Here is a 24,486-nt window from a genome sequence, read left to right on the forward strand (position 1 = left end):
TAGGATGCCCGCGCTCCCTGCCGGCCGCCTGCGGGGGACGCGTGTTCGGACTCCAGAGCCTGGCCTTCGGCCTCTCGCGCGTCATCCGGCGCGCCCTCACGGTGGAAGGGGTTGCCGCCGCTCTTCGCGACGTCGGCGGGGCCCTCCTCGAGGCGGATTGTCCATGCTGCCGGCACCCGATGGGATGGGGCCGCTTCGGAGCCTGCGAGGCGTGCTGGGACGAAGTCGTCCCGCTCCCCGAGGGAGCGGGCGGCGCCCTGGAGCTCCCCTCGCCCATCGCGGGGGCGTCCGCGTACGGAGCCTACGCGGGGAGGCTTCGCGACCTGATTCACGCCCTGAAGTTCCGTGACCTCGGGCGCCTCGCCGTCCCGCTCGGCCGGCTCGCCACGGGGGCGCTCGAGGGGCGCGGGCTCCTCGGCCGGGCCGCCGATGCCGCCGTCGTGCCGGTGCCGATGTCCCGCCCAAGACTTCGGCGTCGAGGCTACAATCAGGCGGACCTGATCGCCCGGGAGGTCGGCCGGTCGATCCGCCGCGAGACGGGCGGGCGCGCCGCGATCGTCGGAGCGCTTCGCAGAACGGTGGACGGCCCGCCGCAGGCGGGGCGATCGAGGGTCGAGAGGTGGGCGGCGGTCGCGGGCGCGTACGCCGCGGTCGATCGCGAACGGGAGCGGATCGCGGGACGGACCGTCCTTCTCGTGGACGACGTCCTGACGACCGGGGCGACGGCGTGCGAGTGCGCGCGCGTCCTGAAGGATGCTGGAGCCGGCGAGGTCATCGTGGCCGTCGTCGCGCGAACCCCCGCCGGATCGGGCGGGAGCGACTGACGCGCCACCGGCACGCGGCGCGATCCTGGAGGTGAGGGTGAATCGTCTGAGGATGTCGAAGCCGGCACGTTCCCGTGGTCTCCTGATCGCGTGCGCTCTCTCCCTCGCCCTGGCCGCCGGGCCCGCCGCCGCGCGGGAGGGAAAGGCGGCTCCGGAGAGCCCCGTCCAGGTGACCGTGGAGCGCCTCGGCAACTTCTGCTACGCCGGCGAGCCGGTCCTGGTGCGCGTGGCGATCTTCAACACCGGGAAGACCGCGTACGACAACTCGAAGGGGATCGCTCTCCTCGGGAACGTCACCGTGCTCGACGCGGCGGGCTCGGGATTGAAGAAGAAGAGCGCCGCGGCCCCCGACGCGCGCCAGCAGCCGGCGTTCATCCCCGCCGGTGGGTTCTTCGGCGTCATCGCGGACCTGCGGGACGCCGTCGACGGGCTCGACAGGCCGGGCCAGTACGTCGCGCGATTCCAGTCGGCCGACCTCTCCTCCGACCCCGTCCCCCTCGTCGTCATCCCGAAGTTCGATCCCCACGTCCGGTACCGTGCCACGATCGAGACCGACTTCGGCTCGCTCGCGCTCGACCTCTTCGGGAAGGAGGCGCCGGAGCACGTCCACAACTTCTACGATCTCGCCAATCAGGGGTATTACGACGGCACGCTCTTCCACGTGATCGTGAAGGGGATTGAAGTGCGCGGCGGAGACCGCTCGGGCAGCGGCGACACGAGCCCCGGCTACTCCCTGAAGCCGGAGATCGACAAGGCGCTCAAGCACAAGCGCGGCTCGCTCTCGATGCTCCGCGGCGAGACGAGCGATCACGGATCGCAGTTCATGATCAGCCTGGCCGAGAGCCCCAAGCTCGACGGTCAGATGACGATCTTCGGGATGCTCGCGGGAGGCGACGACGCGCTCGGCGCCCTCGAGAGCCTGCCGACGAGCGGCCAGCGGAGCTTCCCCTTCTTCCGGCCGCTCAAGGACGCGAAGATTCACACCCTCCGCGTCGCGCCCGCCCCGGCGGGGGCGATGGCCACCGCCGAGGCGGACTCCGTCACAACGCCTTCAAAGCCGTGATGATCTCCGCGGGGTGACCCGCGGGGCTGACCTTGGGCCACACGTTCCGCACGACGCCGGCCCTGTCGATGAGGAACGTGCTGCGCCCCGCCGAGCCGCGCTCGCCGAGGACGCCGTACGACTTCGCGAGCGACTTGTCCGTGTCGCAGAGGAGCGGGTAGGCGATCTGGAACTTGTCGGCGAAGGCCTTCTGGTCTTTCACGGAGTCCACGCTGGCCCCGAAGATCTCGGCTCCCAGCGATCGAATCTCGGCGATGGCGTCGCGGAACCCGCACGCCTCCACCGTTCAGCCGGGGGTGTCCGCCTTCGGGTAGAAGAAGAGCACCACGTGCTTCTTCCCGGCGAACTGAGAGAGCGTGACGGTCGAGCCGTCATGCGCGGTCACCGAGAAGGAAGGAGCGCGCGCGCCCTCGGCAGGCATCGTGCTGGACATGGTCGACCCTCCGCAAGGATCTCGCGCGCGGCGCCGGGACGCGAGACGCCCCGGGACCGCGGCGGGTGGATTTCAGCCACTCTACCGCAATCCCGGGGCGAAGGGTTCACGCGCGCCGGAGGGCGCCGCGGATCACGCCGCCTTGATCTGATGCGTCGCCGGGGCCTCGATCTCGATTCGACGGGGCTGGACCTCGGCAGGCAGGGGCACGCTCACCTCGAGGACGCCCTTGTCGAACCGTGCCTTCAGCTCCTCGGTCCGGAGCCCTTCGGGCAGGGTGAAGCCGCGCTCGAAACGGCCACGGGAGACCTCGCGGATGTGCGCCGGTCAGGGAGACCGTCACGTCCGCGGCGTCGACGCCCGGAAGCTCGACCTGGATGATGATCCGCCCATCCTTCGTGAACGACTCGACGGCCGGAACGTACCCCCCGGCCCGGACCGGCAGCTGGCTGTCGAGGGCGTGGAAAACGTCGAAGAGCTCATGGAACGAAGATCTCCTGTACATGATTCCTCCTGGTTGTCCCCTTCTCGGGTGGTCTCTGTCTCTCTGAAACGATTCCGACGAACCGTGTGGGCGGCGCGTCCAGTAAGACACGCCTCCGGGCTGTCAAGGAACGCGGGCGCTTCTGTTAGACTCGCGCCTCGATGACCGACCCCAAGGCTGCCGAGCTCGAGGAGTCCCTGACGCTCGCCGCGATCCGCGACGCGGCGAGGATCATCGGCCCGCACATCCACCGGACGCCCCTGCTTCGCTGCCGGCATCTCCGCGAGCTGACGGGCTATGACATCCACCTCAAGGCCGAGAACTGGCAGAAGACGGGGTGCTTCAAGCCGCGCGGCGCGCTGAACCGCGTCGCCCATCTGACCGCGGAGGAACGGCGCGCCGGCGTGCTCACGGCCTCCGCCGGCAACCACGCCCAGGGGCTCGCCTACGCCGCCGCGGCGGAGCGCATCCCGGTGAAGGTCGTGATGCCGGCGAACACCCCGGTCGCGAAGATCGACGCGACGCGCTCGATGGGGGCGGAGGTGATCCTCCACGGCGACATCTTCGACGACGCCCTCGCGCACGCCCTCGAGATCCGCTCCCGGACGGGGATGATCTTCGTGCACCCGGCGGCCGACCCTCACGTCGTCTGCGGCGCGGGAACGGTGGGGCTCGAGATCTGCGAGGATCTCCCGGGGGTCGACGCGATCGTGTGCCCGGTCGGCGGCGGCGGCCTCATCTGCGGCATCGCGACCGCGGCCGCGGCCCTCGCGCCCGGGGCGCGCGTCTTCGGCGTGAACCCCGAGCGGGCCGACGCGATGGCCCGATCGTTTCGCGAGGGAAAGGTCGTGCGCCTCGAGAGGGCCTCCTCGATCGCCGAGGGGATGGCGGGGCGCGCCGGAACCCAGGAGACGCTCGGCCTCCTCCGGCGCCTCGTCCAAGACGTCGTCACCGTCGGCGAATCGTCGATCCTCGAGGCGATCCTTCTCCTCCTGACCCGGGCCAAGATCCTCGCCGAGGGGGCGGGGGCCGGCCCTCTCGCCGCGCTCCTCGAGAGGAAGATCGATCTCCCCACCGGATCGACCGTCGTCCTGGTCGTGTCGGGGGGGAATCTCGATCTCGATCGCCTCTCGAGCTGGATCCGGGAGGGGATCCCCTCGTGAACCCGCAGGCCCATGGCGCCTGAAGGAGGCGGGCGCCTGACGCGGCGGCTGGCCGCCGAGCTCGCCCGGAGCCGGCGCCGCCTCGTGATCCGGGCGCGCGCCTCGCTCCGCGGAGAGCGCGGCCTCTACTTCGTTCTCTTCGTCGCCGTCGGCGCGATCGCGGGATTCGCGGGCGCCGGCTTCCGCTGGCTCGCGAGAGGCTTCCAGACCCTCTACTTCGGCCAGTCGGGCTCCATGATCGACGCGGCCGCGCACCTCCCCTGGTACATGCGGATCGCGATGCCCGCGGGAGGCGCCCTTCTCGCCGGGCTCATCGTCCGCTATCTCCTCCACGGCGCGAAGGGAGAGGGGATCTCCGAGATCATGGAGACCGTCATCCTCAAGCAGCGGAACCTCACGCTGCGCTCGACGATTCTCAAGCCGCTCGGCTCCCTCTTCCTGATGGGCGGCGGCGGCTCGGTCGGCCGCGAGGGGCCCATCCTCTCTCTCGCCGGCGCCATCGCGACGGGCATCGCGCACCTGCTTCGGCTCACGCCGGCGCGCCGCAACATCCTGATCGGGTGCGGCGTGGCGGGGGGGATGGCCGCGGTCTACAACGCGCCGCTCGGCTCCTCGCTGTTCGTGATGGAGATCATCATCGGGAACTTCGCGATGGACGTCTTCGGGCCGCTCGTCGCCGCCTCGGTCATGGCGACCCTCGTCGCGCGCGCCCTCAGCGAGCCGGGGCCGCTCTACAGCATCCCCGCCTTCATGCCCGCGAGCGTGACGGAGTACTTCATCCTCGGCCTTCTCGGAATTCCGTGCGCTTTCGTCGGCAACCTCTTCACGCTCGGGATCGAGCGCATCGGCGATCTCCTGAAGCGGCTGCCGATGCACGGCGTCGCGAAGCTGACGCTCGGGGGCGCCCTCGTCGGCGCCATGGGGATCTGGCTTCCGCACGTCTGGGGGAACGGGTACGACGGCGTGCTCGGCGCGCTGAACGGGCACTACGCGCTCGCGCTCCTCGCCGCGATCTGCGTCGGCAAGCTCGTCGCCACGGCCGTGACGATCGGCTCGGGAGGGATGGGCGGCGTGATGACGCCGACCCTCCTCGTCGGGGCGGCTTTCGGGGGCGTCGTCGGAACGGTGCTGCACCAGGCGGCCCCGGCGCTCACGTCGGAGTCGGGGGCCTACGCGCTCGTGGCGATGGCGGGGGTCCTCGCGGCGACGACGCAGGCCCCGATCATGGCCACGTTCCTCATCTTCGAGATGAGCCAGGACTACGCGATGCTCCTGCCGATCGGCGTCTGCGCCGCGGTGTCGGCCCTCGTGGCGCGCCGCTTCAAGAAGGAGTCCGTCTACGCCGAGAAGCTCGCGCGGAAGGGAGTCGACCTCGACGCGGCGATCGAGGAATCGGCGCTGCAGGCGATCCGCGTGGAGGACGTCCTCTGGCCCGATCCGCCGACGATCCTTCCCGAGCTCCCCGCGCGCGCGGTGATGGAGACGTTCCTCAAGAGCCGACGGCACCTGATGCACGTCGTGGACGCGTCGGGCCACTACTACGGGCTGATCGCGATCCAGGACATGCTCGCGACGAGCGAGGACCCCGTGCTCGGCACGATCGTGCTCGCCGCGGATCTGGCCCGCGAGATGCCCTCCGTCAGCCCCGAGGATCCCGTGTCGAAGATCATGGAGCGCTTCTGGTTCCAGGAGTACGGCGAGCTGCCGGTGCTGAAGGGAGGGACGGCGCCGCGATTCGTCGGAGTTGTGACGCGGCGCGACATCCTCGGCGCCTTCGACCGCGAGGTGCTGCGCCGGCGGATTCTTTCGGCGCGGTACAGGATGGGGACGCGCCCCGCCGCGTCCGTGCTTCCGCTCGTCGGGGACTACGGCGTCGAGGAGGTCACCGTCCCTGCGAGCCTCCTCGGGCGCACGCTGGCCGAGCTCGATCTCCCGGCGGCCTACCAGCTCACCGCCATCGCGCTGAAGCGGGGAACGGCCTCAGACCCGGAGGAGATCATCCCTCCCCCGCCCGGCCACCCCTTCGAGACCGGCGACCGGCTCGTCGTGATGGGGAAAAAGCGCGACATCGCGCGCCTCGCGAGACAGTAGCGGGTCTCCCGTCGCCGGGCGCTGATCGCGTGATAGCATTCCCGTTCGATCACGCGAACGGAGGCGACACGACATGGATCTCCAGGGAAAGAAGGCGCTCGTCACGGGCGGCAGCAACGGGATCGGCAGGGCCACCGCCCTCGCGCTCGCGCGGCGGGGGGCGTCGATCGTCGTCGCGGCGAGGCGGAAGGACCGGCTGGCCGAAACCGCGGCGGAGGTCGAGAAGATTCGCCGCGCGGCGGGGGCGGGGGACGGCGGGGCTCACGTCGTCGCCGCGGATCTCGCGAAGCCCGCGGAGCGGGAGCGATGCGTCCGCGAGGCGGCGGCCCGGCTGGGAGGCCTCGACATCCTCGTCAACGCCTCGGGAATCCTCGAGGCGGGGACGGTCGAGACGACGAGCCTCGACGCGTGGGATCGGACGATGGAGATCAACGTGCGCTCCCTCTTCGACATGACGCGCCACGCGGTCCCCCACCTCGCGGCGACGCGCGGCACGGTGATCAACCTGTCGAGCGTCGCGGGGCTCAGGGCCTATCCCGGGATCCTCGCCTACTGCGTCAGCAAGGCCGCGGTCGATCAGCTCACGAAGTGCCTTTCGCTCGAGCTCGCCCCGAAGGGGATCAGGGTCAACGCGGTCAACCCCGGCGTCGTCGTCACCGATCTCCACCGGAGCGGCGGGATGTCCGAGGCGGACTACGCCGCGTTCCTCGAGAGGTGCAAGGGGACGCACCCCCTCGGGCGCGTCGGCACGGCCGAAGAGGTGGCCGAGTCGATCGCCTTCCTCGCCTCCCCCGCGTCGGGGTGGATCACCGGGATCACGCTGAGCGTCGACGGAGGGCGGGCGAACGCCTCGGCACGCTAGCCCCCGGAGCGCGATCGCCGATTCCGCGAGATCGGCCGCTCTCGCCGCGCTCGTCGCCCTCGGCGCGGCGCTCCCGGCCGGCGCGGGAGACGATCACCTCGCCGGCGTCGTCGAGCGCGTGGCCGAAGGGAGCGTGACGCTCGACTCGGCCACCGTGCTCCTCGCGGAGGGGGGGCGCGTCCGCGGCGACGCGGAGGGGCTCGCCGGGGTGAAGCCGGGGTGGTGGGCCGAGGCGGACGGCTCGTTCGACGAGAGAGGTCGCTTCCTCGCGCGCCGCGTGAAGGTTCGCGAGGAGGCCCCGGGGAGCTCGTTCGCGGACCGCGTGCAGCGGATGTCCCTCACCGAGTCGTCGAAGCTCGACGGGTCGGATCGGATCGTCACGAGCCCCGCGATCGTCGAGTACGTCCAGAAGGTCGGCGGAAGCGTCGTCCCCCCATGGGCGGCCGCGCAGGCGTTCTACTCGTTCGGGATCATCAGGGATCCCACGCTCAACGCCTTCGCCCTTCCGAACGGATCGATCTACGTCCACACCGGCCTCCTGGCGAGGCTCGACAACGAGGCGCAGCTCGCCATCGTCCTCGGGCACGAGGTCGCCCACGTCACGGAGAGGCACGGGCAGCGACAGTACAAGGCGGGGGTCTCCGCCTTCTTCCCGGCGCAGATCGGCGCCGTCATCCTCGGCGTGCAGTTCGGCCGCAGGACGAGCGGCGTGTATCCCCAGTTCATGGTCGGCCTCGGCCTCGAGCTCGGCCTCTCCGCCGCGGTGAACGGCTACGGGCGCGGCCTCGAGGATCAGGCCGACCGGGTCGGGCTGCGCTACGCGGTCGAGGCGGGGTACGACCCGGCCGAGGGGCCGAAGATCTGGGTGGCCTTCAACGACGTCGAGGGCGACGAGGGGAGCGTCGAGAACTTCTTCTACGGCAACCACTCGACGAACGAGGTCCGGAAGGAGAACCTCGAGGCCGAGATCGATCGCCACTACCCGGCGCCGCCCCCGGCCGCGCGCCGCGCGAACGACGACGTCTACGAGACGACGATGCTGGATCTGATCCGCGAGAACGCGGTGGCCGACTTCGACCTGAAGCGGTACCACCTCGCGGCGAAGGGGTTCGACCGCGTTCTCGCGCACCGCCCCGGCGACCCGGTCGCGCACCACTACACCGGGCTCATCATCGTGGCCACGGATGACTCGCCGGACGGCGCAGCGCGGGCGGCCGCGGAGTTCCTTCGCGCGCTGGCGGTCGCCCCCGACTACGCCCCGGCGCATCGCGATCTCGGGCGGCTCTACGCCCGCACGGGCCAGACGATCGACGCGGCGGCGCACCTCGGGAGATATCTCGAGCTCGCGCCCGAGGACGCAACGGATCGGGGCGACGTGGAGAAGGAGCTCGCGGCCCTCCCGCGATGACCTGCGCGGGCGATTACTTCAGGAAGCGGGCCGCGGCCGGTAGCCTCACGAAGAAGACGCAGCCACCCTTTGTCTCCGCGTCGTGGACGCCGCCGGGGGGGGTGTAGAGGTAGTCGCCTTCGGCCAGCGAATCGCCGCCGACCCGCATCGATCCCTCGACGACGAAGACCTCCTCCCCCTCCGGGTGCTCGTGCGCGGGATACCGCGTGCCGGGCTCCATCTTCACGAGATACGTGCCGGCGTTCCGCTCCGCGAACATGAGAAGCGGTCTGTAGCTGACGCCGGGGATCTTGCTCGGCTCCCACCGCGCGCCGGCGGACTTGACGATGGTCTTCGCGCTCACGCGTCACCTCCTGGCGGACGACGGGCGCCCCGGCGGGCAACCGGTGCGACGCCGCGATTGTACCGCCCCCGCCGCCCTTGACGAAGGGGGCGTCACGGGAAATGATGACGGGGCTCGCAGGAGATCCTTCGATGGACCACGTCCCCGCGGAATCGGAGCTCATCTACGACTGGAACCGGAAGGACGGCTTCGCCTTCCGGCACGCAGAGAACCTCGAGCTGAACGACGAATCGCTCCGCGACGGCTGCCAGTCCCCCTCGGTCACGGACCCGCCCATCGAGGACAAGCTGCGCCTCGTCCATCTCATGGAGAAGCTCGAGATCCGCGGCGTCGACATCGGGCTTCCGGGGGCCGGCCCCCGCGCCGTCGCCGACATCACCCGCATCGTCGAGGAGATCCGCGACCACCGGATGAAGATCCGCCCGAACTGCGCGGTCCGGACGGTCGTGTCGGACGTGCAGGCCCTCGTCGAGGTCTCGCAGGCCACGGGCGTGGCGGTCGAGGCGTGCGCGTTCATCGGCTCGTCGTCGATACGGCAGCTCGCGGAGAGCTGGTCGCTCGATCACGTCCTCAGGCTCTCGGTCACGGCCATCGAGCACGGCGTGAAGAACGGGCTCCCCGTCACGTACGTCACCGAGGACACGACGCGGGCCACCCCCGACGCCGTGCGAAGGCTCTACACGGCGGCGATCGAGGCCGGCGCCACGCGCATCTGCGTCTGCGACACCGTCGGCCACGCGACGCCAATCGGCGTGCGGCACCTCCTGAAGTTCGTGAAGAAGGTCGTCCTCGAGTCGGGGGAGCGCGTTTTCATCGACTGGCACGGCCACTCCGATCGCGGCCTCGCCATCCCCAACAGCATGATGGCGATCGCCAGCGGCGCCGACCGGATCCACGCCACGGCGCTCGGGGTCGGCGAGAGGTGCGGCAACACGCCGATGGATCAGCTCCTCGTCAATCTGAGGCTCGAGGGGATCATCGACACCGATCTCACGTGCCTCGACGACTACGTCCGCACCTTCTCGCGGGCCGCCGGCGTCCCCATCCCGATCAACTACCCGGTGATGGGAGACGACGCCTTCAGGACGGCGACGGGGGTGCACGCCGCCGCCATCATCAAGGCGCGCCGCATCGGCGAGGACTGGCTCGCCGACCGCGTCTACTCGGGGGTGCCGGCCTCGATGGTCGGGCGGACGCAGAAGATCGAGATCGGCTTCATGTCCGGCGCCTCGAACGTCTCGCACTGGCTCGCGGCCCACGACGTCGAGCCCGACAGGGATCTCGTCGACGCGATCCTGAAGGCGGCGAAGGAGCGGACGCACATCCTCTCGGACGACGAGATCCTCGCCATCGTCCGCGCGCGGCGGGCTTGATCCGCCTCGGCTTCCACGGCGCGGCCCGCACCGTCACCGGCTCGCGCTACCTCCTCAGCGCCGACAACGATCGCCTGCTCGTCGACTGCGGCGCCTTCCAGGGGCTCAAGGAGCTTCGGCTCCGGAACTGGAACCCTCCGCCCTTCGAGCCGTGGCGCGTCGACTGGGTGGTGCTCACGCACGCGCACATCGATCACGTGGGGTACCTCCCCCGGCTCGTCCGCGAGGGGTTCCGCGGCCCCGTCTACTGCACGCCGCCGACGCACGACCTCCTCTCGCTCATGCTGATGGACGCCGCCCACCTCCACGAGGAGGAGGCGGAGTACCGGAACTGGAAGGGAACGACGAAGCACCGTCCCGCGAAGCCCTTCTTCGAGACGGAGGACGTCGTCCGCACGATGCGGCTCGTGCAGTCGCATCCCTACGGGACGGTCAAGGAGCTCTCGCGCCATCTCTCCTTCCGGTTCGCGGACGTGGGGCACCTGCTCGGCTCCGCGATGATCGAGCTGCACGCGGAGGACGCCGGCCGCAAGCTCGACATCCTCTTCAGCGGCGACGTCGGCCGGTACGACGTGCCGCTCTATCCCGATCCCGGGCCGCCCCCCCAGTGCGACGTCCTTCTCGTGGAGTCGACGTACGGCGATCGGTCGCACTCTCCGGAGGATCTCTTCGATCAGATCGAGGCCCTGGCCCGCCGGGCCTTCGAGCGGGGGGGAGTCCTTCTCGTCCCGGCCTTCGCGGTCGGGCGCGCGCAGCAGGTCATCTACATCCTGCGCACTCTCATGGAGAGGAAGCGGCTTCCCGAGCTCAAGATCCACATCGACAGCCCGATGGCGGTCGACGCGACGAAGCTCTACAGCCAGTACCCCGCCGAGCACCGGCAGGACGACCCCACCCCCGGCGGCGAGCCGTCGAAGCTCACCGGCCCGTACGTCGTGTTGCACCGGACGCGCGAGGAGTCCAAGCAGCTCAACTCCTTCGAGGGGCCGGGGGTCGTCATCTCGGCGAGCGGCATGCTCACCGGCGGGCGCGTGCTGCACCACCTGCGGCACTACGCGCCCGATCCGCGCCACGTGATCATGCTCGCCGGATACCAGGCGGCGGGGACCCGCGGCCGCGCCCTCGCCGACGGCGCCGGCACTCTCAAGCTGCACGGGATCAGCGTCCCGGTTCGGGCCACGATCGGCACGGTCCACGGCCTCTCCGGCCACGCCGACGCGGGGGAGCTGATGAAGTGGCTCGAGCCCCTTCGCGGAAAGAGCCGCCGCGCCTTCGTCGTCCACGGCGAGCCGCACTCGGCCGACACCTTCGCGAAGCGGCTCCATGACGAGCTGGGGTGGGACGCGCGCGCCCCTCAGCTCGACGAGGTGGTGGAGCTGTGACCGACTCGTACCTCAAGGCCTTCGAGGACATCGAGTTCCTCAACCGCGAGGAGCTGCGCCCGGTACGGCTCCAGCTCGAGCTGCTCAAGCCCGAGATCGTGCAGAACGAGCAGCACGTCAACTCGACGATCGTCGTCTTCGGGTCGGCCCGCATCGTCGAGCCCGCCGTGGCCTCGGCCGCTCTCGCGCAGGCCTCCGCGGCGCCGGAAGGCGCCGCGGCGCAGGCGGCGGCCCGGAAGCGCGTGGAGCAGGGACGCTTCTACGACGAGGCGAGGGAGTTCGCGCGCATCGTCTCGTCCACCTGCCAGGTGCAGGGGCACCGGGAGTACGTCATCGTGACCGGCGGCGGCCCCGGCGTGATGGAGGCCGCGAACCGCGGCGCGCACGACGCCGGCGCCATCAGCGTCGGGCTGAACATCACCCTCCCGCACGAGCAGGCGCCCAACCCGTACGTCACCCCCGAGCTCAACTTCCAGTTCAGGTACTTCGCCGTGCGCAAGATGCATTTCCTGATGCGGGCGAAGGCGCTCGTCGCCTTCCCCGGAGGGTACGGGACCTTCGACGAGCTCTTCGAAACGCTGACCCTCGTCCAGACGGGAAAGGTCGCGCCCCTCCCCATCGTCCTCTTCGGCCGGGAGTTCTGGGAGCGGGCGATCGACTGGGCCTACCTCGCGGAGGAAGGGCTGATCTCCCCGGAGGACACGCGCCTCTTCAGGGTCGCCGACCGGGCCCAGGAGGCCTGGGACCTCATCACCCAGTTCCACCGCTCGGGAGGCTGGCCAAAGTGACCCTGAGCTTGTTGGATCTTTTCCGGTTCCGCCGCGCGGATCTGTAACCCAGCGTTACGCTTCTCCGTCCACAGGCGAACGTCACCATTGGACCTGCTCGTGTGGATGGTGTCTCTTACGGGCGGCACGGCAGTTGCCCTACCCGGCCTTCATGCGCTGGCCGAAGGTCCCTCTCGAGCGGGTGTTCCCCTCCCGATTCACTCCCCCTCACTGCCCCTGGCCCGAGTGCTCCGCCCACTCGCCCTCTTCCAGCGTTCCCTTCCACTTCCAGCGCCACGGCTCCTTCCTGCGTCTTTGTGACCGGCGACGTGTCCCCCGCTTTCTCTGTCTCATCTGCAAACGCACCTTTTCGCTCCAGACCTTCGCCTTCTCCTACTACCTCAAGCGCCCCACGCTCTCCCTCCCCATTGCCGCAGGGCTCAACGCCGGCTCCGCCTTCCGCCAACTCGCACGTTCCCTTCTCTGCTCCCCCACGACCATCGCCCGCCGCTCCGCACGGCTCGGGCGCCACTCGCTCCTCCTTCTCGCCCGCTCCCTCTCATCTCTCCCTGACCTCTCCGAGCCCATCGTTTACGACGACTTCGAGTCCTTCGTCCACTCCCAGGACCGCCCCGTCGGGTTCGGCACCGCTGTCGGCAAGTCCTCCTGGTTCGTCTACTCCCTCGACCAGGCCCCTCACCACCGCGCAAGCGCAACCCCCTGGCTCAGAGAGCGAGACCCTGACCGCCTCACCCGCTCCATCCCCAAGGATGCCTACTTCAACGCCGCCACTCGGCTGTTGACTCTCCTTGCCGGCAAAGCGAAGGGGACCATCTCCCTCCTCACCGACGGCCACACCGACTACCACAAGGCCGTCTCCACTCACCCCGACCGCCACCGCTTCGAGCACCAGGCCTTCCCCAACCCCGAGCGCGGACCCCGAGGCACCCCTCGAAGCGCCGAGGCGAAAGCCCGGGATGCAGCGCTCTTCTCGGTCGACCTCCTGCACCGCATCCTCCGACACACCATCGCCCACCACCGACGCGAAACGATCGCCTTCGGAAGGCGGCTGGAGGGGGTGCTCGAGCGGGGGTTCCTCACCGCCATCTGGAGGAACTTCGTGAAGCCCCGGTCGGAGAGAAAGCCCCGTGACGGCACGCCGGCGATGAGGCTCGAGCTGACAGACGCCCGCTGGAGCTGGCAGCGGGTGCTCTCGAGGAGGCTCTTCCCCTCGAAGACGGAGGTGCCCGAGGGGTGGAAGGACGTCTACTGGCGATCCCTCAAGTGGCCGGACCCCACCAGGATGAAGCCCCACGAGCTCAGGCACGCCTGCTGAGGGGGCGACTCGAGCTCAGGCGAGACCAGCCAGGTCATGGCGGCAAGATGTGGAGTCGGAACCGAGTTTACGATCCAACAAGCTCGCGCTCACCTTGAGGACGTCTATAATCGCGGGCATGGACGACATGGACCGGCGCGAGCGCGCCCGCATGCTCTTCGACGAGGCGTACCGCGCCCAGATGGACAAGAGCTACGACTCCGCAGTCGATCTCTACCAGAAGTCGATCGAGAGCTTCGCGACGCCGGAGGCCCACACGTTTCTTGGCTGGACCTACTCGCACCTGAACCGGCTCGACGACGCGATCACCGAGTGCCACCGCGCGATCGCCGTCGACCCCGAGTTCGGCAACCCCTACAACGACATCGGCTCCTACATGATGAAGCAGGGGAAACTCGAGGAGGCCATCACCTGGTTCGAGAAGGCGAAAGCGGCCAGGCGCTACGAGCCGCGCCACTACCCGTACCTCAACCTCGGGAGGATCTACCTGGCCACCGGACGCTTCGACGAGGCCCAGCGCGAGTTCGCCCAGGCCCGGTTCGTCTTCGAGAGCCTCGTGAAGTCCCCGCCCGGCTCGGGCGCCGGGGCGCCGAACTGACCCCGCCCGTGGCTTCCACGATCCTCGTCGTGGACGACGAGGACGGCATCCGCGAGCTGGTCTGCGAGATCCTCGCGAAAGACGGGTACTCCGTGATCCAGGCGGGAGACATCGAGGGAGCGCTCGCGGCCTCCGACCGGCACCTCGACCCGATCGACCTCGCCATCACCGACCTCACGCTCCCGGGGCGGAGCGGCGTGCAACTTGCGGCCGAGCTGAAGCGGCGCCGGCCGGGGATGAAGACGCTGATCATGTCGGGGAAGCCGGGCGACGAGATCCCCGAAGGGCTTCCCATCCTCCCGAAGCCCTTCACGCCGCGCGCGCTGAGATCGAAAGTGCGCGAAATCCTCGGCGACGTCAGATGACGATCAGCCGGTCCTTCATCGCCTCGAACGACATGAAGTCGGCGTGATGGACGATCCACCCCTCGGCCGTCCGCTTCCCTAACCCCCCCTCCTTCGCGTGCGTCGCGACCATGTGGGTCACCTCGTCGGGTAATCCCATCTCCTGGCACAGCCCCGCCCCCGAAAAAGGGTGCCTCAGGAGCTGCCCCTTCGCGCTCTGCCTCAGCTTCCCGCCGATCCTTTCGTACTCGAGGAGCTTGCCGACGTCGATCAGGATTGACCCCGACGTCAGGACGTCCATGTCGATCGGGAGATCGTCCGCGTAGAACTTCCGCATCGCCTTCGCCGACTCGACCGAGATGTGGACGACCGACCTCTTGTGGGCGATGAAGGAGACCTTGCAGTTCGGTATCAGGAGCGTGTACGGGATCTCGTGGAGGTCATTGGGCTCGAGGGGGCTCCGCTCGAAGGCGACGCACCACGTGCGAAGGGTCTTCTCCCTGAGCGCGGCGCTCTCGATCCACTGCAGCTCGGGCCACAGATCCTTGACGGCGGCTTCAAGATTCTTCTTGTCGGGCACGGCGCATTCTCCTGTCAGCGGGTGAGACGAAGCTTCATTCTGTCACACGCCGGTCAACAGCAGGATCGCAGGATTCTTGCTGCGGCTCCAGCCCTTTGCCGGCGGGCCCTTGCCCGATATGGGTGCGTGTAGTACGTTGTATGACATGAAAAACGCCATCACGATTCGACTGGACCCCGACCTGGAGAAGCTGCTCGGCCGACTTTCCCGACAGACGGGACGGACACGAAGCGACCTTGTACGCGACGCACTGCGGCGACAGTTGAACCTCCTGCGCTTCGAACGGTTGAGGCGCAAGGTGCTGCCGTTTGCGGAAGCCCGTGGGTACTTGACGGATGAGGAGATCGCTCGAGACGTCTCGTGAAGGTGTTCCTCGACACGAACGTGCTCGTCAGTGCCTTCGCGACTCGCGGACTCTGCGCCGATGTCCTTCGCCACGTTCTCGCTGAACACACCTTGGTGACCGGCGACGTCGTTCTCACCGAACTTCGGCGTGTTCTTCGCCTGCGCTTCAGAATGCCGGTCAAGAACGTGCAGGAGATCGAGCGATTCCTTCGCGAGAACGAGGTGGTGCCGAAACCAAGGAGCCCCTCCAAGACCGTGATTCGCGATCCGGACGACGCGTGGGTGCTCGCCTCGGCTGAGGCGGCTGGCGCCGACGTGCTCGTGACGAGTGACCGTGACCTTCTCGACATCGCGGGCGAGGCATCACTCGACATCGTGGACCCCCGTGGATTCTGGGACCTCGTGCGCGAGCAGTAGTTCATCCCGCTACCATCCTCCGTGCGATCCGCGCCGTGCCCTCGGTGAAATCCTCCTCGTCGGGGAGAAGGCTCACCACGAGCCGCCCCTCGTCGGGAAAATCGTAGAAGTAGCCGGGCTGGACGAGGACGCCGTCCTCCTCGAGAAGCGCGAGCGCCCACTCCTCGTCGGTCCGCGTCGCGGGGACCCTCAGGATCACCGACCATCCACCCTCGGACGGCACGACGTGAGCCGGATGCGGGGGCGCGAGAAGGCGCGCGAGCGTTCGCCGGTTCGCCGTGAGCCGCGCGCGGACGCGAGCCTGGATCGCCGGGCGGAGATTGAGGAGATCCGCGGACGCCACCTGCACCGGCGTGTTCACCGAGAGGTACGTGTCGGCGATCAGTTCGAGGCGCGCGATTGCCTCCCCCACTTCCTTCTCGGGGCCGGCTGTCGCGATCCAGCCGAGCTTGAGCTGCGGGAGCGCGAGCATCTTCGAGAGGCCGTTCAGCGCGAAGGTGAGAGCGCGCGCGCCGTCCCGGGCGACGGTCCGAACGCGGCTCTCGTCGCGGCCGAGGCCGTAGTCCGAGAAAACCTCGTCGGCGACGAGGGCGAGACCGCGCTCGGCGCAGATCCCGTCGAGGGCCGCCAGCTCGTCGTGCTTGAGGAATGTCCCCGTCGGGTTTCCGGGGGTGACGACGAGGACCGCCCGCGCGCGGGGGCCGGCTGACTCGACGAGGCGATCGAGATCGATCCGGTACCCGGCCGCCTCCATCAGCGGGTACGTCCGGAGCGTCACGTCGTTGAGGCGCGCGAGGTCGTCGAAGAGCGGATAGCACGGCGACGGCACGAGGACTTCGTCGCCGGGCTCCGCGAGGAGACGGAAGAGCCAGGCGTAGGCCTCGCTCGTGCTCGCGCCGAGGACGATCTGGCTCGCCGCTCGGCCGCCGCCGAGGTCGGGGTAGAGACGGGCGATCGCGTCTCTCGCCTCGAGCCTCCCTTTCGGATCGGGGTCGTACTTCAGGATCTCGGGCTGCGCCAGCGCGGCGCGGATCTTGTCGCCTTCGACTGTGATGCCGCAGCGGGTCGGGTTCGACTCGGTGAGATCGATGACGGGAGCGGCGCGACTCTTCCGCGCGGCCGCGAGGCGGTTCTCGGTGCGATTCCACGCGGTCCGGGAGGAGAACATGCTCACTCGGGGTACAGGAGATGCGGTTTGACCTCGCGGCGGAAAGCGCGGAGGTCTGCGCCCCAGGTCTTTTCGAGCTTGGTGAGGTCGGCCCCTTCCTCGATCGCCTCTCTCACGCGCGGGTCACCGGTGAGGACGTCGATTGGCGGGCGGTCGGTCACGTACTCGTACGGCGGCTGTTTCCACTCGAACCGATCGCGGTGGATCTTCACGATCTCCTGGAGGATCGCGAGCGTCGTCCGATAGGGCTTGAATCTCTTTCGATCGGTGACGTGGATCTGGAATCCGGCGCAGTTCTCCCCTTTGAACTTGTGGAAGGTCGGCTCGAAGTTGTGGGGGCGAAGCACGCAGCCGGGAAGGCGACGCTTCGCCAGTCGCTTCGCGAGGGCTCTCGGGTCGAGCCACGGAGCGCCGAAGATCTCGAAGGGCCTCGTCGTCCCTCGTCCTTCCGAGACGTTCGTCCCTTCGAGGAGGACCTGGCCGGGGTAGACGTACGCGGTCTCTATCGTCGGCATGTTCGGTGACGGGAGGACCCACGGGAGGCCGGTCTCCTCGAAGGTCATCTTTCGCCGCCATCCCTTCATCGGGACAACGGTGAGATCGGCGCTCGGGCGTCCTCTTCTTTGCGCAAGTCTCCCGTTGACGACCAGCGCCATTTCTCCCAGCGTGAGGGCGTGTCGCATCGGGACGGGGTGGAGTCCCACGAAGCTCTCGTAACCGGGCTGGATCAGATTCCCTTCGACTTCCGTTCCCCCTAGCGGGTTGGGGCGGTCGAGGACGACGACCGCTTTCCCTTCCTGCGCGCAGGCTTCGAGGGCGAGCGCGGTGGTCCACTCGAACGTGTAGACGCGCGTGCCGACGTCCTGGAGGTCCACCACCAGCGTGTCGATGTGCTTCAGCATCTCGGGAGTCGGGGATCGCGTCTCGGAGTAGAGGCTGAAGATGGGGATGCCGTAGTCGGCGTCCTTCATGTGCGCCGACTCGATCATGTTGTCCTGCTTCTCGCCGGCGAAGCCGTGCTGCGGGCCGAAGAGCGCCGTCAGCCTGCTCTTGCAGATGTCGTGGAGGATCTCGCGGGCGGAGCGGAGATCTCGGGCGACGGAGGCGGGATGCATCAGGAGGCCGACGCGGCGTCCCTTGAGCTGCGGGAGCTTCGCCTGCGCGAGGCGCTCGAGGCCGCAGAGGACGCGGGGGCGGCCGGAGGGGGGCATCAGGGTTCCGAAGCGATGGCCAAGTCTTGAACTTCTCCGTGCATCAGCCGAAGCTCGCAACCGCCACGCTTCGTGACTTGGCGAAGTTCCGGCGGTGGAGCTTGATTCGCTCCAGTTCGAGAAGCGTCTCGGAGCTGAAGTAGCTCTCGCCGCAATGCGGGCAACTGACGATCGGGACGTTTTCGACGACGAGGAGGTCGGCGCCGCGCCCATAGCTCCTCGTCACGCGCCGAATCTGGGCCCCGCGGCGCCCGCAGATATCACAGATTCTGTTCTTCATACCCTTGTCACTCGGTGTAGATGGTGAGAAGGACGAGCTTGCCCGTTGGGCTGATCTTGACCACAGCCACGACGAGCTCGTCGCCGTCGAGGCTCCGTCCTTTGACGAGGTATTTCCGTTGCCCTGTGGTCCGGTCGACCTGCCGTTCGATGATTCTTCCAACCAACAGACAACTCTCCACGTCGAACAACGACAGGCCGTCTGCGTCCATCTCCTCGACAGCATGCGCGGTCACCACGTATCGACGAAGGCGAACGAGGTCGCGGATTCTCTTCAGGATACGGTCGTGCACGTGACGATTCTACCTCCGAAGGTGTGGACGCGGATGCCGATTTGCTTCAGCATCTCGGGGGTGGGGGATCGAGTCCCGGAGTAGAGGCTGCCGGTGAAGCCGTGCTGGAGGCCGACGCGTCTTCCCTTGAGCTGGGGGAGCTTCGCCCGGGCGAGCCGCCCGAGGCCGGCGGAGACGCGGGGGCGGCGGGAGTTGGGCATGGCGGACGCAGGGTACCATCCGGGCGGCCGAGGCCGAACCGCATGTCCTAGACTCCCGGAATTCCGTTCAGGGAGGACTTCACATGAAAAAGCGCACGCTCGGAAGAAGCGGCCTCGAGGTCTCCGCGCTCGGGCTCGGGTGCATGGGGATGAGCTTTGGCTACGGGCCGGCCGCCGACAAGCGGGAGATGATCTCGCTCATCCGGTCGGCCGTCGATCGCGGCATCACCTTCTTCGACACCGCCGAGGTGTACGGCCCCTTCACGAACGAGGAGCTGGTCGGCGAAGCCCTCTCCCCCTTCCGGGGGAAGGTGGTCATCGCCACCAAGTTCGGGTTCAAGCCCGGCCCCGACGCGGGGCGCTGGTCCGCCCTGGACAGCGGGCCGGCTCACATCAAGGAGGTCGCCGAGGCCTCGCTCAAGCGCCTGAGGGTCGACGCCATCGACCTCCTCTATCAGCACCGCGTCGATCCGGATGTTCCCATCGAGGAGACGGCGGGGGCGGTGAGGGACCTGATCCTTGCGGGAAAGGTCAAACACTTCGGCCTCTCAGAGGCCGGGGCGCAGACGATCCGTCGCGCGCACGCGGTCCAGCCGGTCACGGCGGTGCAGAGCGAGTACTCGCTGTGGTTTCGTTCCTTTCAGCCCTCTGGGGAAGGGGTTCCTCACGGGGAAGATCGACTCGTCGACGACCTTCGACGCTTCCGACTTCCGGAACGTCGTCCCTCGGTTCACTCCGGAGGCCCGGAAGGCGAACCAGGCGCTGGTCGATCTGCTTCAGTCACTCGCTTCTTCGAGGAAGACGACGCCGGAGCAGATCGCGCTCGCGTGGCTTCTGGCCCGGAAGCCGTGGATCGTTCCCATCCCGGGGACGACGAAGCTTTCGCGGCTGGATGAAAACCTCGGGTCTCTGGCGGTCTCGCTTGGGCCGGAAGATCTTCGTGAGATCGAGGGAGCGGCTTCGGGGATTGCGCTTCAGGGGGCTCGGTACCCGGAGCACCTCGAGCGGCTGACGGGGCGATGATGCGCGTCGGCATTCTGGGATCAGGGTTGATGGGCGGGAAGCTCGGGACGATATTCGCGCGCGCGGGGCACGAGGTCGTCTTCAGCTACGCGCGCACGCCTGCAAAGCTTCAGTCCCTCGCACGGGAGGCGGGGGGGTCGGCGCGGGCGGGGACGCCTCGGGAGGCGGCTGCTTCATCGGACGTCCTCCTTCTGGCGGTGCACTGGTCGCGGTTCTCGGACGTGCTTCGGGAGGCGGGGGATCTGTCCGGGAAAGTCATCATGAGCTGCTCGCTGCCTTTGAACGATGCGGATACGACGCTCGTGGTGGGGCATCGGTCTTCGGGGGCGGAGGAGCTGGCTCGGATGGTTCCTTCGGCTCGGGTCGTCTCGGCGTTCGCCACGGTGCCGAGCGAGGTTCTCTTCGGGGTGTACGCGGCTCGGGCTCAGGCCTCCCGGGCTTCGTTGGTTTACTGCGGGGATGACTCGGGGGCCAAGGAGATGGTCGTCGAGTTGATTCGCGATGCGGGGTTCGATCCGGTGGATGCGGGGCCTTTGAAGTCGGCGCGGTACATGGAGCCGTTCGCGTTGCTCGTGGGGCGGCTGGCTTACGAGGGGTCTGGGAGTCCGGCTTTGGGGTACCGGTTCTCGCGGTGGGAATAAACTTCTACGTCATCGCGGGGTCGGTGGCGGGGGCGCTGATCGGGCTGCAGTTCGTGGTCATCGCTCTGGTCGCGAACTCTGGTCGGGGGACGTCGTCGGGGGAGATCGCGGCGTTCGGGACGCCTACCGTCCTCCACTTCTGCGCGGCGCTGCTCTTGTCGGGGATCTTGAGTGTGCCGTGGGACTCGCCTTCGGGGTTGCAGTACACCCTCTTGGTCTGCGGGGTGTTCGGGGTGTTGTACGGGGTGATCGTGATGAGGCGGGCTCGGCGGCCGGTTGGGTATCGGCCGGGTCTGGAGGACACGGTTTGGCATGTCGTGTTGCCGCTCGTGGCTTATCTGACTCTGGTGGTGGGGGCGGTGCTTTGGTCGCGGCAGCCGTCGGTGGGGTTGGCGCTCGTGGCGGGGGTGACGTTGGGGTTGGTGTTCATCGGGATTCGGAATGCTTGGGACACGATCGCGTACATCGCGACCAACTCTGAGCATGGATCGAAGGGCTCAACGGGATTCGGGCACGAGAATCGTCGATCGTGAGCGGACCATCTTCGTCCGAACGGAATGCGCGCCCGGGACTGGATGTTCACGCAACACGTCTTCCGAGCCATCTCTATCCGACACTTGGACCTCCATCGCGCTGCGGAGGCAAGCTGGCGAGGAGGGCGGCGGCTTCGGCGTACGCGGCCGCGTAGGTATGGTCGGGCGGGCCGTCGCAGGTGGCGAGGCGGTGCGATTCGTCGGCGTGCTGGCGGGCGGCGGAGTGGTCGCCGCGGGCCAGCGCGAGCCGGGCGAGTTCCAGGTGGGCGTCCGCGCCTTGCAGGACGTAACCGCTGCGCTCGGCGATTACCCGCGCCTCGTCGGCCAGCCGCAGGGCCTCGTCGTCGGCGCCCGCGGCGGCGCGGAGCCGCGCCAGGTCGATGAGGATGTCGGCTTCATGGTCCACCATGTTGATGCGGCGGCATCGCTCCAGCGCCTCGTGCAGGTGGCGCTCGGCCTCGTCCGGCTGGCCGGCGACGCGATGCGCTGCGCCCAGCAGCCAGTGGGCGCGGACGTAGTCGTACTCGACTGGAACATCCTCGCGAGCGACCTGGTCCGCCAGTGTCAGCGCGCGGCGAGCCGATTCACTTGCGAATGTCGGATTGCGGACCGCGGCGTGAGAAGTGATGCGCAACCAGAGCAGCTCGCGCCGGGCGCGGTAGGCCCATACGATACCTTGGCCATGCACGGCATCTAGCGACATGTACATCTTCAGCGCCGTCGCCAGTTCCGTTTCCGACTCGCCCCAAGCGCCGCGGTAAGCCAACAGCCGGCCCAATTCCTGGTGCGCAAGCGCCTCGTCGAATTCGGCAGTGGCCTCCCGGCTGAGCACGAAGCTGCGCCGCAGGTTGGCCTCGGCGGCCCGCAACGCGCCGAGCTTCAATTGGTCGTCAGCCACGTTTCCCAAGCCGCTGGCGACGCCGCCCTTGGCGCCACGCTTCTGGTCAATGTCATTGGATGCCTCATACAGCGGTACGGCGCGGCGGGGCTGGCCGGTGAGGCTGTAGGAGTTTGCCAACTCGTTCAGCGTAAAGGCTTGGTCACTTTTGCGTTTCAGGCGCGGCGGGCGGTCCTCGCCGTCGGGGAAGAGCGCGCGCAACAGGTCAATTTGCAGCAGGTACGCGCCGAGTTGATAGTAAGCGGCTTTGTTGATTCGATCTCGGAAGAGCGTGAAGGCCTCGTCCAACTCTCCGGCGCGGACGGTGTGGTAATAGAGTTCGATGACGGGGGCGAGATCTTCCAGACGTGTCACGTTGTCCTGCGCGGGTACGGCGGCGAAGTAATCGCGCAGCCCGGCGTGAGCAGCGGCGCGGTCGGGCGCGGCCAGCCGATCGTAGGCGTAACGGCGCACGATGGGGTGCAGGTCGAACCGGCCCTCCCGCACGTCGTGGTGTAACAGCCCGCGCGCGACCAGGTCACGCAGGTCCGAGTCGAGCGGTGAAGGGGCGATAGGGAGAGAGTCTTTGCGTCCCCGTCGCTTCGTCTTCTTGCCTCTCTGTCGTTCCTCATCCGCCAACGCCTTGAGCGTCTCGTAGCTTACCGGGCTGCGGAAGCAGGCGATGCGGCCCAGAAGTGCCTTCCGCGACGGCGCCAAGCTGTCGTAGGCCGTCTCGAGCACGTGATGCTGGCGCTGGACCTGGTCGCCGCTCACGTCCAGTCGCTTCGCCGCGGCGACGTCGCCGGGCTGCTGGAAATCGCGCGCGAACAGGCCGGCCAGCAGCCGCAGGCTGAGCGGATGGTAGCCGTACGGCGCGCACGCGGTTTCGATCTCGGTGTGCGTGCCGCGGATGCCCTGGGCGCGGAAGAACGCGACGGCATCGGCGGGCTGCATCTGCCTGAGTTCCTCCTCGCGGCAGCCGCCCAGCAATCCGCCCCCCTTGGCCTCGAGGACGCGCGGGCAGAGCCGCGTGGTGAGGAGCACCTTCGACCGAAGCTGCGGCTGAAGGGCGACATTGTGCAGGAACAGCTCGGCCAGCGGCGAGATGCAGTCACGGTCGCTGCCGTCGTGTTTCGCCTCGTCCCCCTGATACGCGGCGTCGAGCCCACCGAACGCGCGCAGCACCCGCTCGAAGCCGTCGAGCACCAGCAGCGTGCCGGGCGCTCGGAGCATCTCCCAAAGCGTCGTGACCGCGTCTCGTGCGGAGAGCTTCGCCGCGTCGATCGTTCCTCCGCCGAGGTAACCGAGCGTCTCGGTCAGGAAGTGGTCGAAGCTGGCGTCCCCCTCATAGAAGCTCCACCAGGCGACCCGCGGCCAGGCGGCCGGACGCGCGTCGTGGGTGAGCCAATGCCAGACGAGCGCGCTCTTGCCGAAACCCCCCAGTGCGCGGAGGCTCAGCAGCGGATGCCCGGCGTCCGCGTCCAGCCAACGGTCGAGCATCGCCCTCTCGGCGACCCGCCCGGTGAAGTTCGGCGGCATGGGATAGGGATGGGCGAGGAACCACTGATCGCGCAGCGGCGCCTGCGGCGGTTCCGGCTCCGGCGGCTTGCCCAGCGCGGTGAGGAGCTGCCGCCAGGCGAGGTCCTGGTCGGCGCCGTCGGTGAAGTCGATGTGGGTGAGCGCACCGACGTAAAGCGGCTTCTCGCAGGGCGTCTTCAGCAGCGGGATGATACGCAGGTCACGATTGGCGGGGCTGAGCGTCTGAACCATGACGGATTCCAGGTCGCACCACTCGCTCGCGATGTAGTCCGGCGTGAGGACCAGGAGCGTCTTGGGGCACTCTTTGACGGCGCGTGCCATCTCCTTGATGCTCGGCGCGCCGCGGGTGAAATCGCGGAAATCGATGAAGGCTTTGAGCCCGGCTTGCTCAATCCGCGGCAGCAGGTGGCCGCGCACCCACTCCTTGTCACGACTACTGTACGAGATGAAGACGTCCATTCAGTGTTCACCTTGAACCGGATGTCAACTTGCCGGCCGGAGAACGCCGCGCGAAAGAGGCTCGCGCGACTGCTCGCCGCCTTCTTGGCTACCAACCTCCCGCTGGCCATCCACTTTCCGCGGCAGCTAGGTAATTGAACGCTTTTCAGCTTCCCCAGCTCGCGACATCGCGATACGTACAGCGCCATGTCGCAGGAGAACGAGTTCGTGGACACCCAGAAACCCCCGCAGCACGTCTCTGATCCTCGTGCCAGCCGTCTCTGCCTCATCTTCGCTCATGGCAGTCTTCGTGCCGACTGTGATTTCAACCACTGCTGTCCAAGAACGCCGACCTTGGCGGCCTGAACCCTCGTTCTTGAGGCCGTAGAGGCGGTTTCGGACGGGTGCAACCCGGGTAGCCCGTCGAGGTTCCCCCGCGATGCTGTCCAACTCACGAGAGCCCCAGCGCGA

At 68.4% G+C, this 24,486-nt stretch carries 27 protein-coding genes and 1 pseudogene; 16 read left to right on the forward strand and 12 right to left on the reverse strand.

Annotation, left to right across the window (positions count from 1 at the left end; translation table 11 throughout):
• Positions 1-41: 41 nt before the first annotated feature.
• On the forward strand, positions 42-824 hold the full coding sequence (locus HY049_04985) for a ComF family protein (protein MBI3448257.1): 783 nt from the start codon (positions 42-44) through the stop codon (positions 822-824).
• Positions 825-861: 37 nt separating this feature from the next.
• Positions 862-1,887, forward strand: a complete 1,026-nt coding sequence (locus tag HY049_04990) for a peptidylprolyl isomerase (protein ID MBI3448258.1) — start codon at positions 862-864, stop codon at positions 1,885-1,887.
• Here the strand turns inward: HY049_04990 and HY049_04995 are convergent.
• The 3 genes from HY049_04995 to HY049_05005 all read right to left on the reverse strand — a co-directional run bounded on the left by HY049_04995 (position 1,865) and on the right by HY049_05005 (position 2,638).
• A complete protein-coding gene (locus HY049_04995; GenBank protein MBI3448259.1) occupies positions 1,865-2,170 on the reverse strand; it encodes a peroxiredoxin in 306 nt (101 codons plus the stop codon). The genes HY049_04990 and HY049_04995 overlap by 23 nt on opposite strands.
• 3 nt (positions 2,171-2,173) lie before the next feature.
• Positions 2,174-2,320, reverse strand: a complete 147-nt coding sequence (locus HY049_05000) for a redoxin domain-containing protein (protein MBI3448260.1) — start codon at positions 2,318-2,320, stop codon at positions 2,174-2,176.
• A 132-nt stretch (positions 2,321-2,452) separates the two neighbouring features.
• The gene (locus HY049_05005; protein ID MBI3448261.1) at positions 2,453-2,638 is read right to left on the reverse strand and encodes an Hsp20 family protein; all 186 of its coding nucleotides are present in this window, start codon (positions 2,636-2,638) and stop codon (positions 2,453-2,455) included.
• A 327-nt stretch (positions 2,639-2,965) separates the two neighbouring features.
• On the opposite strand from HY049_05005, the gene HY049_05010 reads away from it, so the two are divergent.
• The 4 genes from HY049_05010 to HY049_05025 all read left to right on the forward strand — a co-directional run bounded on the left by HY049_05010 (position 2,966) and on the right by HY049_05025 (position 8,328).
• A complete protein-coding gene (locus HY049_05010) occupies positions 2,966-3,967 on the forward strand; it encodes a pyridoxal-phosphate dependent enzyme (GenBank protein MBI3448262.1) in 1,002 nt (333 codons plus the stop codon).
• 12 nt (positions 3,968-3,979) lie between these two features.
• The gene (locus HY049_05015) at positions 3,980-6,058 is read left to right on the forward strand and encodes a chloride channel protein (GenBank protein ID MBI3448263.1); all 2,079 of its coding nucleotides are present in this window, start codon (positions 3,980-3,982) and stop codon (positions 6,056-6,058) included.
• Positions 6,059-6,131: 73 nt separating this feature from the next.
• Positions 6,132-6,920 (forward strand): glucose 1-dehydrogenase, encoded by a 789-nt coding sequence (locus HY049_05020; GenBank protein MBI3448264.1) that lies wholly within the window; start codon positions 6,132-6,134, stop codon positions 6,918-6,920.
• A gap of 118 nt (positions 6,921-7,038) precedes the next feature.
• A complete protein-coding gene (locus HY049_05025; GenBank protein ID MBI3448265.1) occupies positions 7,039-8,328 on the forward strand; it encodes a M48 family metalloprotease in 1,290 nt (429 codons plus the stop codon).
• Positions 8,329-8,341: 13 nt separating this feature from the next.
• Here HY049_05025 and HY049_05030 read toward each other — a convergent pair whose 3' ends face one another.
• Entirely contained in the window at positions 8,342-8,671 is a 330-nt protein-coding gene (locus HY049_05030; GenBank protein MBI3448266.1) for a cupin domain-containing protein, read from the reverse strand.
• A 131-nt stretch (positions 8,672-8,802) separates the two neighbouring features.
• On the opposite strand from HY049_05030, the gene HY049_05035 reads away from it, so the two are divergent.
• The 6 genes from HY049_05035 (at position 8,803) to HY049_05060 (ending at position 14,492) form a co-directional block, all read left to right on the forward strand.
• On the forward strand, positions 8,803-10,044 hold the full coding sequence (locus HY049_05035; GenBank protein MBI3448267.1) for a 2-isopropylmalate synthase: 1,242 nt from the start codon (positions 8,803-8,805) through the stop codon (positions 10,042-10,044).
• Positions 10,044-11,426 carry an MBL fold metallo-hydrolase gene (locus HY049_05040; protein MBI3448268.1) on the forward strand — a complete coding sequence of 461 codons (1,383 nt, stop codon included), beginning with the start codon at positions 10,044-10,046 and terminating at the stop codon, positions 11,424-11,426. Before HY049_05035 ends, HY049_05040 begins: the two co-directional genes overlap by 1 nt.
• Complete coding sequence (locus HY049_05045) at positions 11,381-12,214, forward strand: TIGR00730 family Rossman fold protein (GenBank protein MBI3448269.1); 834 nt, start codon at positions 11,381-11,383, stop codon at positions 12,212-12,214. The genes HY049_05040 and HY049_05045 overlap by 46 nt, the downstream gene beginning before the upstream one ends.
• 133 nt (positions 12,215-12,347) lie before the next feature.
• Positions 12,348-13,529, forward strand: a complete 1,182-nt coding sequence (locus HY049_05050) for a helix-turn-helix domain-containing protein (protein ID MBI3448270.1) — start codon at positions 12,348-12,350, stop codon at positions 13,527-13,529.
• A gap of 118 nt (positions 13,530-13,647) precedes the next feature.
• Positions 13,648-14,127: a tetratricopeptide repeat protein gene (locus tag HY049_05055; GenBank protein MBI3448271.1), complete on the forward strand. Its 480-nt coding sequence runs from the start codon at positions 13,648-13,650 to the stop codon at positions 14,125-14,127.
• 8 nt (positions 14,128-14,135) lie between these two features.
• On the forward strand, positions 14,136-14,492 hold the full coding sequence (locus HY049_05060; GenBank protein ID MBI3448272.1) for a response regulator: 357 nt from the start codon (positions 14,136-14,138) through the stop codon (positions 14,490-14,492).
• On the opposite strand, the gene HY049_05065 is transcribed toward HY049_05060, so the two are convergent.
• Positions 14,485-15,051, reverse strand: coding sequence for a phosphohydrolase (locus HY049_05065; GenBank protein MBI3448273.1), 567 nt, complete (start codon positions 15,049-15,051; stop codon positions 14,485-14,487). The genes HY049_05060 and HY049_05065 overlap by 8 nt on opposite strands.
• 145 nt (positions 15,052-15,196) lie before the next feature.
• Here HY049_05065 and HY049_05070 point away from each other — a divergent pair, with 145 nt between their 5' ends.
• Both HY049_05070 and HY049_05075 read left to right on the forward strand, forming a co-directional pair.
• Positions 15,197-15,415 carry a ribbon-helix-helix protein, CopG family gene (locus tag HY049_05070; GenBank protein MBI3448274.1) on the forward strand — a complete coding sequence of 73 codons (219 nt, stop codon included), beginning with the start codon at positions 15,197-15,199 and terminating at the stop codon, positions 15,413-15,415.
• Positions 15,412-15,813 carry a putative toxin-antitoxin system toxin component, PIN family gene (locus HY049_05075; protein ID MBI3448275.1) on the forward strand — a complete coding sequence of 134 codons (402 nt, stop codon included), beginning with the start codon at positions 15,412-15,414 and terminating at the stop codon, positions 15,811-15,813. The genes HY049_05070 and HY049_05075 overlap by 4 nt, the downstream gene beginning before the upstream one ends.
• A 1-nt stretch (position 15,814) precedes the next feature.
• On the opposite strand, the gene HY049_05080 is transcribed toward HY049_05075, so the two are convergent.
• The 5 genes from HY049_05080 to HY049_05100 are packed head-to-tail and all read right to left on the reverse strand — an operon-like array spanning position 15,815 to position 18,964.
• Entirely contained in the window at positions 15,815-16,987 is a 1,173-nt protein-coding gene (locus tag HY049_05080; protein MBI3448276.1) for a pyridoxal phosphate-dependent aminotransferase, read from the reverse strand.
• Positions 16,984-18,192: a DUF1343 domain-containing protein gene (locus HY049_05085; GenBank protein ID MBI3448277.1), complete on the reverse strand. Its 1,209-nt coding sequence runs from the start codon at positions 18,190-18,192 to the stop codon at positions 16,984-16,986. The genes HY049_05080 and HY049_05085 overlap by 4 nt, the downstream gene beginning before the upstream one ends.
• Positions 18,193-18,235: 43 nt before the next feature.
• Positions 18,236-18,472: a type II toxin-antitoxin system MqsA family antitoxin gene (locus HY049_05090; protein MBI3448278.1), complete on the reverse strand. Its 237-nt coding sequence runs from the start codon at positions 18,470-18,472 to the stop codon at positions 18,236-18,238.
• Between the two features lie 7 nt (positions 18,473-18,479).
• Positions 18,480-18,740 carry a DUF4258 domain-containing protein gene (locus HY049_05095; protein MBI3448279.1) on the reverse strand — a complete coding sequence of 87 codons (261 nt, stop codon included), beginning with the start codon at positions 18,738-18,740 and terminating at the stop codon, positions 18,480-18,482.
• Between the two features lie 5 nt (positions 18,741-18,745).
• Positions 18,746-18,964, reverse strand: a complete 219-nt coding sequence (locus HY049_05100; protein ID MBI3448280.1) for a hypothetical protein — start codon at positions 18,962-18,964, stop codon at positions 18,746-18,748.
• A gap of 83 nt (positions 18,965-19,047) precedes the next feature.
• Between HY049_05100 and HY049_05105 the strand changes: the two are divergent.
• Positions 19,048-19,987, forward strand: a pseudogene (locus tag HY049_05105) (aldo/keto reductase).
• Positions 19,987-20,628: an NADPH-dependent F420 reductase gene (locus HY049_05110; protein MBI3448281.1), complete on the forward strand. Its 642-nt coding sequence runs from the start codon at positions 19,987-19,989 to the stop codon at positions 20,626-20,628. Before HY049_05105 ends, HY049_05110 begins: the two are co-directional and overlap by 1 nt.
• Positions 20,629-20,632: 4 nt before the next feature.
• Here HY049_05110 and HY049_05115 read toward each other — a convergent pair whose 3' ends face one another.
• Complete coding sequence (locus HY049_05115; GenBank protein ID MBI3448282.1) at positions 20,633-20,932, reverse strand: hypothetical protein; 300 nt, start codon at positions 20,930-20,932, stop codon at positions 20,633-20,635.
• A 302-nt stretch (positions 20,933-21,234) separates the two neighbouring features.
• Entirely contained in the window at positions 21,235-24,036 is a 2,802-nt protein-coding gene (locus HY049_05120; GenBank protein MBI3448283.1) for a TIR domain-containing protein, read from the reverse strand.
• Between the last annotated feature and the right edge of the window lie 450 nt (positions 24,037-24,486).

The organism is Acidobacteriota bacterium (assembly GCA_016195325.1).
In the GTDB taxonomy this organism is placed as follows: Bacteria; Acidobacteriota; Polarisedimenticolia; order JACPZX01; family JACPZX01; genus JACPZX01.

Excerpts from the sequence above, each read along its gene's own strand:
- HY049_05000 (MBI3448260.1), bottom strand. The coding sequence starts at position 2,320 with ATGTCCAGCACGATGCCTGCCGAGGGCGCGCGCGCTCCTTCCTTCTCG.
- HY049_05010 (MBI3448262.1), top strand. The coding sequence starts at position 2,966 with ATGACCGACCCCAAGGCTGCCGAGCTCGAGGAGTCCCTGACGCTCGCC.
- HY049_05015 (MBI3448263.1), top strand. The coding sequence starts at position 3,980 with ATGGCGCCTGAAGGAGGCGGGCGCCTGACGCGGCGGCTGGCCGCCGAG.
- HY049_05020 (MBI3448264.1), top strand. The coding sequence starts at position 6,132 with ATGGATCTCCAGGGAAAGAAGGCGCTCGTCACGGGCGGCAGCAACGGG.
- HY049_05035 (MBI3448267.1), top strand. The coding sequence starts at position 8,803 with ATGGACCACGTCCCCGCGGAATCGGAGCTCATCTACGACTGGAACCGG.
- HY049_05055 (MBI3448271.1), top strand. The coding sequence starts at position 13,648 with ATGGACGACATGGACCGGCGCGAGCGCGCCCGCATGCTCTTCGACGAG.
- HY049_05070 (MBI3448274.1), top strand. The coding sequence starts at position 15,197 with ATGAAAAACGCCATCACGATTCGACTGGACCCCGACCTGGAGAAGCTG.
- HY049_05085 (MBI3448277.1), bottom strand. The coding sequence starts at position 18,192 with ATGCCCCCCTCCGGCCGCCCCCGCGTCCTCTGCGGCCTCGAGCGCCTC.
- HY049_05090 (MBI3448278.1), bottom strand. The coding sequence starts at position 18,472 with ATGAAGAACAGAATCTGTGATATCTGCGGGCGCCGCGGGGCCCAGATT.
- HY049_05100 (MBI3448280.1), bottom strand. The coding sequence starts at position 18,964 with ATGCCCAACTCCCGCCGCCCCCGCGTCTCCGCCGGCCTCGGGCGGCTC.
- HY049_05110 (MBI3448281.1), top strand. The coding sequence starts at position 19,987 with ATGCGCGTCGGCATTCTGGGATCAGGGTTGATGGGCGGGAAGCTCGGG.
- HY049_05120 (MBI3448283.1), bottom strand. The coding sequence starts at position 24,036 with ATGGACGTCTTCATCTCGTACAGTAGTCGTGACAAGGAGTGGGTGCGC.